This is a genomic window from Acuticoccus yangtzensis (genome assembly GCF_001927245.1).
GTDB classification, from domain to species: Bacteria; Pseudomonadota; Alphaproteobacteria; order Rhizobiales; family Amorphaceae; genus Acuticoccus; species Acuticoccus yangtzensis.
Window position 1 is genome coordinate 119,300 of the sequence record NZ_MJUX01000010.1, and the last position, 15,231, is coordinate 134,530.

General features: G+C 70.0%; 12 protein-coding genes and 2 rRNA genes. 5 read left to right on the forward strand and 9 right to left on the reverse strand.

Annotation, left to right across the window (positions count from 1 at the left end; all coding sequences use genetic code 11):
* Positions 1 to 35: 35 nt before the first annotated feature.
* The 3 genes from BIX52_RS19920 to BIX52_RS19930 all read left to right on the forward strand — a co-directional run bounded on the left by BIX52_RS19920 (position 36) and on the right by BIX52_RS19930 (position 5,313).
* Positions 36 to 1,550, forward strand: coding sequence for a sialidase family protein (locus BIX52_RS19920; protein ID WP_075222862.1), 1,515 nt, complete (start codon positions 36 to 38; stop codon positions 1,548 to 1,550).
* Positions 1,551 to 2,030: 480 nt separating this feature from the next.
* Positions 2,031 to 2,297, forward strand: coding sequence for a spike base protein, RCAP_Rcc01079 family (locus BIX52_RS19925; protein ID WP_075222863.1), 267 nt, complete (start codon positions 2,031 to 2,033; stop codon positions 2,295 to 2,297).
* A gap of 514 nt (positions 2,298 to 2,811) precedes the next feature.
* Complete coding sequence (locus tag BIX52_RS19930; RefSeq protein ID WP_075222864.1) at positions 2,812 to 5,313, forward strand: putative bifunctional diguanylate cyclase/phosphodiesterase; 2,502 nt, start codon at positions 2,812 to 2,814, stop codon at positions 5,311 to 5,313.
* A gap of 143 nt (positions 5,314 to 5,456) precedes the next feature.
* Here BIX52_RS19930 and fcl read toward each other — a convergent pair whose 3' ends face one another.
* On the reverse strand, positions 5,457 to 6,443 hold the full coding sequence (gene fcl, locus BIX52_RS19935; protein ID WP_075222865.1) for a GDP-L-fucose synthase: 987 nt from the start codon (positions 6,441 to 6,443) through the stop codon (positions 5,457 to 5,459).
* 132 nt (positions 6,444 to 6,575) lie between these two features.
* Between fcl and BIX52_RS19940 the strand changes: the two genes are divergently transcribed.
* A complete protein-coding gene (locus tag BIX52_RS19940) occupies positions 6,576 to 7,271 on the forward strand; it encodes a sugar O-acetyltransferase (protein WP_205647862.1) in 696 nt (231 codons plus the stop codon).
* A 134-nt stretch (positions 7,272 to 7,405) separates the two neighbouring features.
* Here the strand turns inward: BIX52_RS19940 and hspQ are convergent, their stop codons facing one another.
* On the reverse strand, positions 7,406 to 7,720 hold the full coding sequence (hspQ, locus tag BIX52_RS19945) for a heat shock protein HspQ (RefSeq protein WP_075222866.1): 315 nt from the start codon (positions 7,718 to 7,720) through the stop codon (positions 7,406 to 7,408).
* A 375-nt stretch (positions 7,721 to 8,095) separates the two neighbouring features.
* Here hspQ and BIX52_RS19950 point away from each other — a divergent pair, with 375 nt between their 5' ends.
* The gene (locus BIX52_RS19950) at positions 8,096 to 9,256 is read left to right on the forward strand and encodes a family 8 glycosyl hydrolase (protein WP_075222867.1); all 1,161 of its coding nucleotides are present in this window, start codon (positions 8,096 to 8,098) and stop codon (positions 9,254 to 9,256) included.
* Positions 9,257 to 9,392: 136 nt separating this feature from the next.
* Here the strand turns inward: BIX52_RS19950 and BIX52_RS19955 are convergent, their stop codons facing one another.
* The 7 genes from BIX52_RS19955 to BIX52_RS19985 form a co-directional block, all read right to left on the reverse strand.
* Positions 9,393 to 10,145 (reverse strand): glycosyltransferase family 2 protein, encoded by a 753-nt coding sequence (locus BIX52_RS19955; RefSeq protein ID WP_075222868.1) that lies wholly within the window; start codon positions 10,143 to 10,145, stop codon positions 9,393 to 9,395.
* 182 nt (positions 10,146 to 10,327) lie between these two features.
* Positions 10,328 to 11,608, reverse strand: a complete 1,281-nt coding sequence (gene hisD, locus BIX52_RS19960) for a histidinol dehydrogenase (RefSeq protein WP_075222869.1) — start codon at positions 11,606 to 11,608, stop codon at positions 10,328 to 10,330.
* Entirely contained in the window at positions 11,605 to 12,528 is a 924-nt protein-coding gene (locus BIX52_RS22575; RefSeq protein ID WP_245803243.1) for an aspartate/glutamate racemase family protein, read from the reverse strand. Before BIX52_RS22575 ends, hisD begins: the two co-directional genes overlap by 4 nt.
* A gap of 145 nt (positions 12,529 to 12,673) precedes the next feature.
* Entirely contained in the window at positions 12,674 to 13,534 is an 861-nt protein-coding gene (rfbD, locus tag BIX52_RS19970; protein WP_075222870.1) for a dTDP-4-dehydrorhamnose reductase, read from the reverse strand.
* A 9-nt stretch (positions 13,535 to 13,543) separates the two neighbouring features.
* Entirely contained in the window at positions 13,544 to 14,095 is a 552-nt protein-coding gene (gene rfbC / locus BIX52_RS19975; protein ID WP_075222871.1) for a dTDP-4-dehydrorhamnose 3,5-epimerase, read from the reverse strand.
* Between the two features lie 597 nt (positions 14,096 to 14,692).
* A 5S ribosomal RNA gene (gene rrf, locus BIX52_RS19980) occupies positions 14,693 to 14,807 on the reverse strand.
* A 322-nt stretch (positions 14,808 to 15,129) separates the two neighbouring features.
* Positions 15,130 to 15,231, reverse strand: a 23S ribosomal RNA gene (locus BIX52_RS19985); the annotation flags it as partial.

Below are 15,231 nucleotides of genomic sequence, written 5' to 3' on the forward strand. Positions count from 1 at the left end.
GGGAGGGGCCGCCGTTCTGGGCCGGGGAGGGGTATATGCCGCGCTTCGTCTGCGACAGGCTCGACAGGCCGCTTTTCGGGGCGGCGCCGCGGTCGTTGAGAGACGGGGGGTCCTTCCGCCCCGGCCCGATCATCCCGGACGACGCGCCTGATGAAGGTGACGCGGGGGTGGGGGAGGGGATCGCTGAGGTCCTCGACCAGGGCCTCATGCGTGAGAGCGTGACCTTCTACGCGCCCAAGCTGATCGTCTCGCGCATGCAGGACCACATCGTCGAGACGGCGGACGGCAACCTTCACCTCCTCGTCAATCTCGGCCGGCGCGGTCTCACCTTGTTCACGAGCAGCGACGGGGGCGCCACCTGGGCGGCGTCTCTCACCGTTCCCGGCGTGCCGGCGGACGCTTCGGCGGATCTGCGTCTTATCCCCGGCGGGGAGGGCCTTCTCATCGCCACCACGACGACGGAGCGATGGGGTGCGGACGGGTCCGACGTCACCCTCTTCGCCTATGATTATGTGCCGGCTGGCGGCGGCGGCGAAACCGCGGGCGGCGGCGGGGAGGTCGGTTTCGTCCTGGCCTCGCGCAGCATCGTCGTGACCGGGGCCGACAGCGCCACCACCAACCCCACGGTGGCGATCGAGGAAAGCGGGCGCATCGTCGTCGCCACCAGTCTCGAGGGGGATGGGGAGGGCGGTCTCACCCTGGTTCTCTCTTGGTCCGACGACGGGGGCCTCACCTGGCAGAGCGCTTCGGTGTCCGGGCCGGAGTCAGGCCCAGAGTCAGGCGTGGAGGCAGGCGAAGAATCCGGCTTCACCTCCTCCCCGGCCGGTTCCGCCCGCGCGCTGGTGACCGCCGAGGGGACAGGCATTCTCCTTGCCACCGCCGACGCCTTCACCTTCCTCACCTATGATGCGGCGCAGGATGTGTGGAGCGCGCAGACGCTGTCGGAGACCGGCGCCGTGGGGCGCTATGCCAGCCACTTCTCCATCGCCATGCTCGGCGCGGACATCCACGTGGCGAGCGTCGCCGAGGACGGCGTGCTGCGCCTCTTCCACTATGACGGGACCAGCGGGACGTGGAGCGCGCCGGCGGTGCCCGAGGGCGTCGTCCTCAACGAGGCGAGCAACGTGCAGATCAGTGCCGGGGCGGACGGGAGCCTGGTGCTGATCGCCGACGACCACACCGAGCTCGGCGAGTTTCCGGTCCTGCGCAGCACCGATGGCGGCGCCACGTGGAGCGAGATCCTGGTTCTGGAGCTGCCGGACGGTTTGCGGGCCGAGCCGGTGCCCTTCGACATTCCGGATCTTCCTTTGGTGCGCTTCGAGGCGCCGGAGGCGTTCGAGGACACGCTGGCCGTGCTCGTTCAGGTGAGTGCGCCGCTGCTGCCGGGGGCGAGCGGGCTTTATTCTTTCGTGATCGACCCGGACACCGGGACGGCGGTCGCCGGCCCCGATGACGGTACGGCGCTTTCCGTCCTTGACCGCGATGCGCCCTTCCTCGATCCGGACGGCGGTCCATCGGTTCTTGCCGCGGACACCGGCTTCCTGCTCTGAGACCGGCGCCCGTCCGGCGGCGCCCCGGCCGAAGCGCGTCCGGCAGCGCCCCGGTCGGACGGGTGTCTGCGACGCCACGGCCGGACCGGCGCCTGCGACGCCATGGCCGGACCCGCGCCTGCAGCGCCCTGGCCGGACCGGCGCCTGCGACGCCCTGGCCGGACCGGGGCCGGCGGCGCCCTGGCCGAACCGGGGCCGGCGGCGCCATGGCCGAACCGGGGCCGGCGGCGCCATGGCCGAACCGGGGCCGGCGGCGCCATGGCCGAACCGGGGCCGGCGGCGCCATGGCCGGAACGGGGCCGGCGGCGCCATGACGGAACGGTGCCGGCGGCGCCGCGGCCGTGGCGGGTGGGCGTGCCGCAGCCGGGTGGGGAGGCGTCAGGTGGGCAACTTGTCCCCGCCCGCAGCGGGCGCCTTAGACTTCAGCGCGTCGACGGGGGATGGCCCCCGCATATGGATACCGCCGAAGGAGGCGCACTGATGGCCGACAACCCGTTCCAGACCTATTCCCAGAGCGTCACGGCCCCGGCTGTCGACGCCTTCCCGATCACCCCCAATGACAGCACCGACCTGACCCAGGCGGTTCGCGCCCTTTATGTGGGCGGTGCGGGCGACGTGAACCTCATCACCGGCAACGGCTCGACCGTGACCTTCACCGGGCTGACCGGCAGCATGGTTCTGCCCGTCACGACCACGCGCGTGCGCGCCAGCGGCACCACGGCGACCGGCATCGTCGGCCTCGTCTAACCGCCTCACGGTCTGGCCCCTCGGCCGGCTGATCACTTGCGGTCCGTCCCTCGGCCGGCTCGCCACCTGCGGCACGGCCCCATGGTCGGCTCGCCGCTTGCGGTGCGCCCCCCTCGGTCGGCTGGACGCCTACGGTGCGACCCCTCGGTCAGCTCGCCGCCTACGGTGCGACCCCTCGATCGGCTCACCGCCTACGGTGAGGTTCCTCGATAGGCTCGCCACCTACGGTGCGGCCCCTCGGTCGGCTGGCCGCTTGCGGTGCGGCACCTCGGCCGGCCGCCGCCTGCGGTGTGGCCCCTTGGGCGGCCGCCTGTGGTTGGATCCCCTTGGCCGGTTGGCCTGTGGCCCGCGGCCGGCGGGAGCGGGCGGTGCATGACCTGCCGTCCGAAGAAAGGCCGGCCGCGGCCCGAAAGCAGCAAAACAGTCATAAACAGGACCGCCAAACAGAGGCCGGGCCTGCGCCAGGACCACTCAAGGGTCCTCTCTTAACATCGCGCTTCGACCCGGAGCGCACATGTACACCCTGGCTTCCTGCATCCTCATGGAGCACGACCTGTGGCTCGTCGCCGTCGCCGTCGCCGTGTGCGCGGCCGGCGCGGCCCTGTCCGTGCGCCTGCTGCAGCGCACCTTCGCCAGCCCCGGACTCTCGCGCTTCGCCTGGGTCATCGTCGGCGCCATCGTCTCCGGCTCCACCGCATGGTGCACCCATTTCGTCGCCATGCTCGCCTACCGCCCCGGCGTCGGCGTCTCCTACGACCCCGTCCTCACCCTCCTCTCGCTGCTCCTCGCCATCCTCGGCGCAACCGCCGCCTTCGCCATGGCGATCGAAAAGATCCGCTTCGCCCCGGCCCTCGGCGGCGCCATCTTCGGCGGCGTCGTCGCGGCGATGCACTATACCGGCATGGCCGCCCTCACCATCAACGCCGTCGTCGTGTGGGACCCGGCCTTCCTCGCCGGCTCCCTCCTCGCCGCCATCCCCGTCGCCAGCGCCGCCTTCCACATCGCCGCCGGCGCCACCTCGCTGCAACGCCTCGGCCTGGCCGCCGTCATCATGGCGCTCGCCATTGCCAGCCTGCACTTCACCGGCATGGCCGCCATCGGCATCGCCCCCGGCCCCCACATCGGCGGCCCCTCCATCGACGAGACCGCCCGCACCTTCCTCGCCTTCTCCGTCACCGTGGTCGGCATCCTCATCTTCAGCGTCGGGATCGGCGTCTTCATCCTCGACCGGCAGAGCGAAGCCGCCGCCGCCGCCCGCCTCAACCACCTCACCGAAAGCGCCGTCGACGGCATGGCCGTCGCCTCCCGCGGCGTCATCATCGCCGTCAACGCGGCCTTCGAGGACCTCGCCGCCCGCCCGCGCAGCGCCCTCGTCGGCGCGGCCGTCGACACCATCCTGCCCGGCACCGCGGCGCTGCCCGAAGGCACCATCATTCTGACCGAGATCCGCCCGCCGGACGCGGCCGCCATCCCGGTCGAGCTGACGATCCACCGCGAGCCCGTGCGCGCCCGCCGCCCCGACCTGCGCAAGACGCAACAGCAGGTGGCCGGGCCACGGAGCACCGGCCGTGACGCCCTCGTCCCGCCGCCGGCGCACGGCGGCAGCGGCGAGGCCCTCACCGTCTATGCCCTGCGCGACATCCGCCACCGCCTGGAGCAGGAGCACAAGATCGCCTACCTCGCCCGGTTCGACAGCCTCACCGGGCTCCTCAACCGCACATCCTTCCTGGAGGACGCCGAGACGATGATCCGCCATCGCGGCGACGAGGCGGTCCTCTTCGTCCTCGATCTCGAACACTTCAAGGACATCAACGAGCTCTACGGCCAGTCCCTCGGCGACGAGGTGCTGCGCCACGGCGCGGAGCGCATGCGCGCCCTCTTCGGCCCCGCCGTCACCGGCGCCCGCATCGGCGGCGACGAATTCGCCGTCCTCGCCCTGATCCCCCAGCGGGACGGCAGCGCGGCCGACGTGAACCGCATCGCCCGGACCCTTCGCGGGATTTTTTCCGGCGTCGTCGCGCCCGATGAAGAGATCCTCGACTGCCGCGCCCACGTCGGCATCGCCCTCAGGCGCGACGCGCGCGACGAACCCCTCGCCACCTTCCTCAACCACGCCACCGTCGCGCTGGAGTTCGCCCGCGCCGCCGGTGAGCCCGTCGCCTTCTACGACAAGGGCATGGACGACCTCGCCCGCCGCCGCCGCACCTTCGTCAAGGACATGACCGAGGCGATCGCCACCGACGCTTTGGAGCTCCACTATCAGGTCCAGGTGAGCCTCACCGACGAGACCCCCACCGGCTACGAGGCGCTGGTGCGCTGGGTCCATCCGGAGCGCGGCATGATCCTGCCGAACGAGTTCATCGCCCAGGCCGAGGACACCGGGCTCATCGTCGACATGGGGCTCTGGGTGCTGCGCACCGCCTGCCGCGAAGCCGCGCGATGGGCCGAGCCCCACACCATCGCCGTCAACCTGTCCCCGGCCCAGCTCGGCAATCCGGGGCTGCTGCCGGCCATCATCGCCACGTTGAAGGAGACCGGCCTTCCCCCCGCGCGCCTCGAGCTCGAGGTGACGGAGACCTGCTTTGCCCACGACAACGCCGCCGCCCGCGCCATCCTCGACACCATCCGCGATCTCGGCGTGTCGATTTCCATCGACGATTTCGGCTCCGGCTACTCCTCCATCGGCCTCCTGCGCACCTTCCCCTTCGACAAGATCAAGCTCGACAAGACGCTGGTGGACGACATCGGCGAGGACGTGCGCGCCGACGGCGTCCTCGCCGCCGTCATGTCGCTCGGCAAGGCCTTCGACGTGCCGATCCTGGCCGAAGGCGTCGAGCGGCCGGAGCAGGCGGCGCACCTGAAGGCGGCCGGCTGCTCCTTCGTGCAGGGCTATCTCTATGGCCAGCCCGAGAAGGTGCCCGGCGCCGTGACCTATCGCGGCGGAAAGAGGGGAGAGGCGGAGCCCGGCCCCGTGCCGGCGAGACGAAGGGAAGCGCTTCGCACCGCGGCGGATTGAGGGGCGCGTCAGGCGCGCTCAAGGATGCCGGCCGGATCAAGGACACCGGCGCGCTCAAGAATGCAGGCCGGCTCGAAGACGTCCATGGGCCGAGGCGGGAGTGGAGCGCGGCGGAGACGTCCGGCGCGCGCGCCGAGGCCGCGTCAGCGCGCCATCTCGGTGGTGCGCTCCGGCAGCGCGTCGGCATTCTGAAGGAACCACGCATAGGTCGAGGCGAGACCGTCGGCGAGCGAGATCTCCGGCCGCCAGCCGAGCGCGGCCACCTTGTCGCCCGACATCAGCTTGCGCGGCGTCCCGTCCGGCTTCGTCGTGTCGAAGGTCAGCGCCGTGCCGCAGCCCACCACGCGGGCGATCTCGAAGGCGAGGTCCTTGATCGGCAGATCCTCGCCGGAGCCGAGATTGACGTGCTCGAAGCCCTCGTAATGCTCCAGGAGGAAGATGCAGCCTCTGGCGAGATCGTCCACGTGCAGGAACTCGCGCCGCGGCGTGCCCGAGCCCCACACCTCGAACCCCGGCGCGCCCGCCACCTTGGCCATGTGCGCCTTCCTCATCAGCGCCGGAATGACGTGCGACGAGGTCAGATCGAAGTTGTCGCCGGGGCCGTAGAGGTTGGTCGGCATCGCCGAGATGTAGCGGCAGCCATATTGCTTCATGTAGGCCTGGGCGAGCTTGATGCCGGCGATCTTGGCGATCGCATACCACTCGTTGGTCGGCTCCAGCGGCCCGGTCAGCAGGCTGTCCTCGGTGATCGGCTGGTCGGCGAACTTCGGATAGATGCAGGACGAGCCGAGGAAGAGGAGCTTCTCCACGTCCGCCGCGAAGGCCGCCTTCATCAGATTGGTCTGGATGAGGAGATTGTCCTGCAGGAAATCCACCGGATAGGTGTCGTTGGCCAGGATCCCGCCCACCTTCGCCGCGGCGATCACCACAGCGTCCGGCTTGTTCGCCGTCATGAAGGCGTCGACCGCGGCGGCGTCCCTGAGATCGCACTCCTGGCGCGAGGCGGTGATCACCGTGACGTCGCGGTGTTCGAGCTGACGCACGATCGCGCCGCCCACCATGCCGCGGTGACCGGCCACCCAGACGCGCTTGGAGGTGAGCGGAAATCGGGGGCTTGTCGGATCTGACACGCGGGCTGACCTTTCAGAACCAGGGCGGAAGACAACAACCCCTAGCATCTTGGACAGACCCCACGCCACGCGCAATCCTGCATGAGCCGGCGGCGAGGACGACGCGCAGGCGAGGCGAACGAAGCGGGCGTGATGGGCGAAGCGGACGGGACGGGCGCGGCAGGCGGGACGGGCCGGGAGCGAGGCGAAGCCGTGACGGACGGCACCGCGGGTGGAGACGGCCGGAACCTCTCTCCCGGCCCCGTACCGGACGGCGATCCCCTGGAGGGTGACCCGCGCACGCACAAGACGCGCATGCTCCAGGGCGCCCTCTACCACGCGGGCGACTCCGAACTCCTCGCCGACTATGGCCGCGCCCAGGCCGCCCTCGCCGTCTTCAACGCCGTGCGCGCCGACGACAATGCCGCCCTTCATGCCGCGCTTTCCTCGCTGCTCGGCGGGATCGGCGAGGGGAGCGTCGTCAAGCCGGCCTTCCGCTGCGATTATGGGCGCCACATCACCCTCGGCCCCGGCGCCTTCGTCAATTATGACTGCGTCTTCCTCGACTGCGCCGCCATCACCATCGGCGCCGAGGTGCTGATCGGGCCGGGCGTTCACATCTACACCGCCACCCATCCTCTGGAGGCGCCGTTGCGGCGGGCGGGCTGGGAGAGTGCCCGGCCGGTCACGATCGGCGATGGCGCCTGGCTCGGCGGACGCAGCGTGGTGTGTCCGGGCGTCACCATCGGCGAGAACACCGTGGTCGGGGCGGGGAGCGTGGTCACCAAGGATCTTCCCGCCGGTGTGCTGGCGGCCGGAACGCCCTGCCGAGTGCTGCGCGCCCTCTGATCCCGCCGCGCTTTCTCGCTGACCTTTCGCGAGGGGCGCCGCCGGGGCAGCGGACGGGGGCGCAGCGGGTCGAGGCATCGCCTTTCGAATGCGGCGGCGGGGCACCGCCTCGGGGTGCTGGGGAGCAGCCGGCCTCAGTGGAGCTGCGCGCAGAGCCCCTCGCCGGCGAAGCGGTTGATGAGTTCGACGATGGAATGGCTTTCGCCGAGCGCATCGGCGACGAGGTTCTGCTCGGACACATAGGCGAGCGATTCCACCCCGTCATAGTCGACCCGCACCCGGTAGAAGGGCTGGTTGCGGTCCGGGCGGCTCGCCTCGGGGATCGCCGCGAACCATGCGTCCGTCTCGGCGAACACCGGATCGGCATCGATGATCACACCCGCATAGTCGAACGTGCGGTGACGGACAGCCTGACCGATCGAAAACTTAGCCTCGGTGATGATCGCCATGAGATCTACTCGCTTTTACATGTTGGTGCCATGAAGGCGGTGCAGGAACATGGCACAGCCTTGGGAAGAGGCGGGACAGCCCGTCACTGCCGTGCGGCCCGCATCGAAAGAAGTCGATCGCCTTCGGTTTGGTTGCCTCGCCTCCCCCCTCATCACAGCTTTCTCTTGAAAAGCAATCGCAGCCATCTCCACGCCAGCCTCACGCATATCGAGAAGAAAAGACCATTACCAAACACTTGGTGTCCATGATAAAGACATCCTGGACAATCCGCAGCGTTTTTAAAGAAAAATTGGTATCTTCAGCTCGCACGGGGCCGATGGCCTGCTGACGCGTTCCTTCCTCGTCGTTCCGATGGGTGGAAGGTTTTGCGTCATATGGCCCGTTCGATCAAAGATATCGTCAAGATAATCGTCCATATGGGCGCCGCGACATTGGTCGTCGTCAGTCTATCCGTCCGGACAGAGGCCGAGCCGATGGCGATCGCCCCCGCGACCATCGCCACCACCCTCACCCGAACGGAATGGACCGCCTATACGCACCGCTTCATCCGCCCCGACGGACGCGTCATCGATGTCGAAAAAGGCGGCCAGTCCCACTCGGAAGGGCAGGGCTACGGCATGCTGCTCGCCATGCGGGCCAACGATCAGCCGACCTTCGACCGCATCCTCGCCTTCACCTTCGGCAAAATGCGCGCCCGCAGCGACGGCCTCGTCTCCTGGCTCTACAATCCCCACAGCAGCCCCCCGATCACCGACCCCAACAACGCCTCGGACGGGGACATCCTCATCGCCTATGCGCTGATCTCGGCCGGGCTGAAGTGGAACGAGGCGCGCTACATCGCCCACGCTTTGCCGATGATCGACGCCATCGGCTCCAAGCTGCTGGAGCGGCGCGACGGCTATGTTCGGCTGAAACCCGGCGCCTTCGGCTTCGACCCCGGCCAGCATCCGGGCGGGGCGGTCGTCAATCTGTCCTATTATATCTACGGCGCCTTCCTGCTCTTCGAGGCGGTCGACCAGCGCCACCCCTGGCGCGAGGCCTGGCAGAGCGGGCTGATGCTCACCGAGGCCTCCCTCACCGGCTCGGCCGGCGTCACGCCGGACTGGATCGCCCTGGAGGACGGCGGCGCGGCGCCCGCCCGCGGCTTCAAGGCCCGCTCCAGCTACGATGCGGTGCGCGTGCCGCTTTACATGGCGCTCGGCGGGCGCGTCCCGGCCCGCTACTTCGCCTCGTTCGACCGGGCCTGGAACCTCAACGGGCGCGGCCTGCCGAAGGACTACGACCTGGAGGCCGACCGCGCGCTGATGGACATGAACGAGCCGGGCTACCGGGCCATCGCCGGGATCGCCGCCTGCGCCAGCCGCGGCGTGCCCGTCTCCGCGGCCGCCCAGCGCTTCCAGTTGCGCACCTACTTCTCGTCGACGCTGCATCTCCTGGCGCTGTCGGCGCTGCGGAGCGACTACCGCCACTGCACGGCCCCGGCCGTCGCCGCCTTCTCGCCGCACCCGCTGGAGGTGGCCTCGGCCGCGCGCTGAGGCCCCCTGGAGCGTCACCCCAGGCCGGCTTCACCCAGACCGGCTTCACCCCAGGCCGGCTTCACCCAGGCCGGCCGGCCCGACAAAGAGAGCCAGGTCGAGGGGGCCGGACAGTAGGACGCGGCCCCCGTTGGCCCTATCCCTTGGCGAAGAGCTGGCCCACCTTGCGCAAGGGTTTGGCCACCAGCGCCCGGTCCACCGGGCCGCCCCCCAGCCAGCGCCGCCGCGCCGACAGCGCCTCCAGATTGTGGCGCACATGGGCCATCAGCGAGGACGTGCTCGCCCCGCCCTTCATCATGTCGATCAGCACACCTTGCGCCTTCGTCAGGGTGAAGCCGTGAAGCTCCACCGCGCGCAGCATATAATCGTAGTCGGACGCGGTCTTCAGGCCGAGATCGAACGGGCCGACCCGCTCGGCCACGCTGCGGCGCACATAGAAGGTGGGGTGCGCCGGCATCCAGCCGGAGCGGAACCCCCCCGCCGCCCGCTCCGCCATGCGCCAGCGCCGCACCACCGTCTTGCTCGCATGGTCGGTGACGAAGTCGAGATCGCCGTGAACGATGTCCGCCGCCGCCAGCGCCGCGGCGATGCGCGAGACCGCGCTGCGGTCGTGAAACGTATCGTCGGCGTTGAGGACGCCGAACGCCTCGCCCTCATAAAGGCCGAGCCCGCTGTTGAGCGCGTCGTACATGCCCCTGTCGCGCTTGGAATAGACGCGGATCCGCGGGTCGCTCTGGTAGCGCGACACCACCTCCAGCGTGGCATCGCGCGAGGCGCCGTCCAGGATGATGTGCTCGATGTCGGGGTGGTCCTGGGACAGGACGCTCTCGATGGTGTGGGCAATGGTGCCCGCCGAATTAAAGCACGGCGTTAAAATACTGATCTTCATAGACCCTGATCCAAAGGACGCCCGCCTGTTGAAAACGTCTCACATCCTCGATGGGGCACACGGGTAACATTCAGACAGTGCCGCTTGGTGATGCAGCACAAAACCATGGCAAATTTATAAGCAGGTATTCGCCCCCGCGATAAGAAGCACTGGGATGACATAACCGTTCCCTCCCGTGCGTCTCAGCGGCGGGACAGGCGGATGTCGGCGGTGCGGGCGTGCGCCTCCATGCCCTCGCGGCGGGAGATCGCCGCCGTCGCCTCGGCGATCGGGCGCACGCCTTCCGCGCTCGCGCGCTGCCAGGTCACCGTCTTCAGGAACTTGTGCACCGAGAGCCCGCCGGTGTAGCGCGCCGCGCCCGAGGTCGGCAGCACATGGTTCGGCCCGGCCGCCTTGTCGCCGAAGGCCACCGTGGTCTCCGCCCCCAGGAAGAGCGAGCCGTAGGCGGTGAGGCGGGACAGCCACCAATCGAGGTCCGCCGCCTGGACGTGGAGATGCTCCGGCGCGGTGCGGTCGGCGATCTCCGCCATCACCTCGCAGCTGTCCGCGAGGATCACCGAGGCGATCTCCCAGGCGGCGCGGGCGGAGGCGGCGTTGGCCTTTGGAAGCGCTGCGACGAGACCCGGCACCGCCGCCATCACCGCCTCGGCGAGCGGGGCATGGGTCGTCACCAGCCAGACCGGCGAGTCCGCGCCGTGCTCCATCTGGCCGACGAGGTCGGCGGCCACCGTCATGGCGTCCGCCCCGGCGTCGGCGAGGATCATGGAATCGGTCGGCCCGGCCACCATGTCGATGCCGACGCGGCCGAAGAGCTGACGCTTGGCCTCGGCCACGAAGGCGTTGCCGGGCCCGACGATGATGTCGGCCGGGGGCAGGCCGAAGAGGCCGAAGGCCATCGCCGCCACCCCCTGAACGCCGCCCAATGTGAGGATCGTGTCCGCTCCGGCGAGGTCCATTGCGAAGAGCATGTCCGGGGCGAGGCGTCCGCCGCCGGCGGTCCCGTGTAGAGGGCGCGGCGGCGAGACGGCGGCGACGTGCTCCACACCCGCCGCCCGCGCCGTGGTGATCGTCATCAGCGCCGAGGCGATGTGGCTGAAGCGCCCGCCCGGCACGTAGCAGCCCGCCGCCGCCACCGGGATCACCTTCTGCCCGGCCCTCACCCCCGGAAGGATCTCGATCTCCATCTCGCTCAAGGTGCCGCGCTGCGCCTCGGCGAAGCGTCTTATGTTGGCGTGAGCGAAGGCGATGGCGGCCTTGGTGTCCTCGTCCAGCGCGGCTTTCGCGGTGGCGATCTCGTCGGGCGTGACGGTGACGGGGCCGGATGCGCCATCCAACTCGGCGGCGACGGCGAGGGCGGCCGCCTCGCCGCCGGCCTCGATGCGGGCGAGCAGCGTGCGCACCGTCTCCGAGACGTCGCGCGTCGACGGGGCGGGGCCGGGGGCCTTCAGATGGCGCAGCGTCATGAGGCGGGCTGCATCACGGGAGAGGCAAGGGCGGGCGAGAGGGAGGCGGGTGAGCCGGACGCACCGGAGAGGGAGGCGGGCGAGAGGGCGAAGCGCACGCAGGCCGCCGCCAGGACGTCGAGCGTGTCGACGACGAGCGGACCGCCCTTGCCGGTGCGATCCTCCATGAGGACGCGCGACAGGAGCGAGAACTCGCTGCAGCCGACGACGAGGACACCGGCGCCCGCCGCGCCGAGCTCGGCCGCCGCCGCCGTGAGGACCGGGCGCGCGGCCTCGGTGTCGCCCGCCTTCACCGCGCGGATCGCCGCCAGCATCGCCGCCTCGTCCGCCGGATAGAGGACGCCGCGCCCGGTGGCGGCGAAGGCCTCCGCGAAGATGCCGGTGCGCCGCGTGGCGGGCGAGGCGAGGATCCCGGCCGGTCCCGCCGGCATGACGTCCGGCACGGTTGCCGAGGTCATGTCTGCCGAGGGCGTGACGACAGACGATATGGACACGGGCGGCACGGAGACGGGCGGCATGGATGCCGAGGGCACGGTTGCCGAAGGGGCGGTGGCGGCCGCCGTCAGCGCCACCATGTCGAGGAAGGGGATCTTCGCCGCGCCGCGCACCGCGGCGGCGTAGCTGTGGGCGGTGTTGCAGGGCATCGCCAGAGCGTGCGCGCCGGCGGTCTCGAGGCGGCGGGCCATCGCCGCCAGAACCGGCCCCGGATCCTCCCCCGTTCCTTCGATGAGATGGCGGATGCGCGAGGGCACCGCGGTGTTGTTGTCGACGAGGAGGGGGATGTGGTCGGCATCGTCGCGCGCGCGGCCCTCCGGCGCCGGGGTCGCCGCCATGATGCGCTGCATCAGGAGGATCGTCGCCTCCGGCCCCATACCGCCGAGAATGCCGATGGTGGGGCGTGCCGTCACCGTCTCGTCCATACCATTCCCTTCCGTGCCCCTCCCTTGAGTGCCCCCTCGGGCTGCAAGGTCGCCAGGCTGCAAGGTCGCCGCCACGGCGGCATCACGTCAGGCCGCCGGCGGCCCCGTCACGCCGGAGACGGTGCGCCCGGCTGCGGGCCTCGTGTCAGGCGGCAAGGCGCGCCAGCACCGCCTTCAGCGAGTCCTCCCAGCGGGGGAGTTCTATCCCATAGCGCGTCTTGAGGCGCGTGGTGTCGAGGCGCGAGTTGGCCGGGCGGCGCGCCGGGGTCGGATAGTCGGCCGTGGCGATCCCCTTCACCACCGGCGGGTGCGGCAGGGTGGCGGTGATCGCCTCGGCGAAGTCGCGCCAGGTGGTCTCGCCCGTGCCGGCGACGTGGACGATCTCGCCCCCCTCCGGCCACGCCGCGGCCTGGTCCACCAGGGCCAGAAGCGCGTCCGCGATGTCCGCCGCGCTCGTCGGATTGCCCCGCTGGTCGTCCACCACCGGGAGGGTGTCCCGCTCGGCGCCGAGGCGCAGCATGGTCTTGACGAAATTCTTGCCGAACGGGGAATAGACCCAGGCCGTGCGGGCGATGAGGGCGCGTCCTCCGGCGGCCAGCACCGCCTCCTCCCCGGCGGCCTTGGTGCGGCCATAGGCGCTCTGGGGCGCCACCTCGTCGTCCTCGCGGTAGGCGCGGCCCGCCGTCCCGTCGAACACGTAGTCGGTGGAGATGTGGACGAGCGGGATCCCCGCCGCAGCGCACGCCCGCGCCAGATGGCCGGGCCCTGCCGCGTTGAGGGCGAAGGCGGCCGGCTCGTCGCTCTCCGCCTGGTCGACGGCGGTGTAGGCGGCGGCGTTGATGACCGCGGCCGGCGCGGTCCTGGCCAGCGCGGCGTCGATGGTGGCGGGGTCCGCGAGGTCGATGTCCGGCCGGCCGAGGGCGGTGAGGGCGATCCCCCGTGCGGCCGCGGCTTCCTGCAGCGCCTGGGCGACCTGGCCGGAGCGGCCGACGACGAGGAGGGTCATGAATTCGTCCTAGAAGTCGACGGGGCCGAGGTCTTTGAAGAAGGGCAGGATCTTGTCCTTCTCGGACAGGGCGATGGGGCCGGAGAAGCCCCAGTCGATGGCAAGGTCCGGATCGTCGTAGCGGATGCCGCGCTCGCTGGCCTTATCGTAGAAGCCGTCGACCTTGTAGCAGACCTCGGTATGGTCGGTGAGGGTGCAGAAGCCGTGGGCGAAGCCGCGCGGGACGAAGAGCTGGGCGCCGTTCTCGGCCGACAGCTCGGCGGCGGTCCAGCGGCCGAAGGTGGGTGATCCCCGGCGCAGGTCGACCGCGACGTCGACGATGGCGCCGGCGACGACGCGCACCAGCTTGGCCTGGGCGAAGGGCGCCGCCTGGAGATGCAGGCCGCGCACGGTGCCGGCGCGGCGCGAGAGGCTCTGATTGTCCTGGACGAAGGCGATGTCGAGGCCGGCGCCTTTGAGGGTTTTGGCGTTCCAGGTTTCCTGGAACCAGCCCCGGTCGTCTTCGAAGCGGCGGGGCTTGAGGAGGACGACGTCGGGGATCGTGAGGGGAGTGCAGTCCACGGTGGGCCCTTTTGCGGCGGCTGGGGCTTTCTTAGAGAAAGAGGCCGGGGGCGTAAATGTCGGTCACGGCTGGGGACGGGTCACGTGGCTGCGTGGGGACGCCGGCCGCCTTGGCTTGGCGACGCCGTTCTCCAGGCGGGCCGCGCGTATCGCTCCTTCTGGAGATGCGGGCAGGGTTAGGTCACCCGCCTCGATCAGCCGCCTTTCTCGACCGACACGCCCGAGCCGCTATCGGGGAGCCGGCCGCGGACACTCTATGAGCGGGATGCTTAAGAAGTGACGTCAACGGGAGTGCCCGGCCGACGTCAGTCCTTGCCGCGCAGAACTCGGCATCGCAGCCGCCCGGCCAAGAGCCTTCGCTCTCGCCGCGAGCTGGCTGGCCCGCTCGTCGGCTCGACGATTTCATGCTCTTGCACCCGCGCCGGGCGTAGACGGCCGCGGGTGACCGCTGACCGCTCGCCTTCCCGCAGGGGCGGCCTTCGGGTGATCGCGTGTGGTGGGTGTTGGGTTGCGGACACGACGACGCCCCCGTCGCGGGTGCGATCGGGGGCGTCGTGTGTGTGGGGTGTGAAGAGAAGGGTGCAACAATCTTGGCAGGCCTGGCGGCGACCTACTCTCCCGTGGCTTAAGCCAGAGTACCATCGGCGCTGAGGGGTTTAACGGCCGAGTTCGGAATGGGATCGGGTGGAGGCCCCTCGCAAAGGCCACCAGGCCGGCGAAGATTGTTGTGTTCGTGAAACTGGATTTTTTTTCGTGCGCATCGGCCTTCGGGCTCGATGAGCGCGTTTCACGGTGCGATCGCGTTCCGCGCTGCTTGAGCGCTGAGGGTGCGATGGGAACCCGTGTTCGCCTGTGTCCGGCGAACCGGAGCGCACGTCTTTCCTTAGTTCAAGGGTGTGCCAGAGGCACATGTGTTGGGGTGCTTTGTGTGCAGCGCCACTCGCAGCCCGAAGGCATTCGAAGTGTCGCTTGCGACCAACAAAGAACATTAGCTGGGTCCATCCGGTTTTGCCGGATGGGCACAGGTAATGAGAGTGATCAAGCCGATCGAGCGATTAGTATCGGTAAGCTACGCATGTCGCCACGCTTCCACATCCGACCTATCAACGTTGTCGTCTACAACGGCTCTCAAGGGA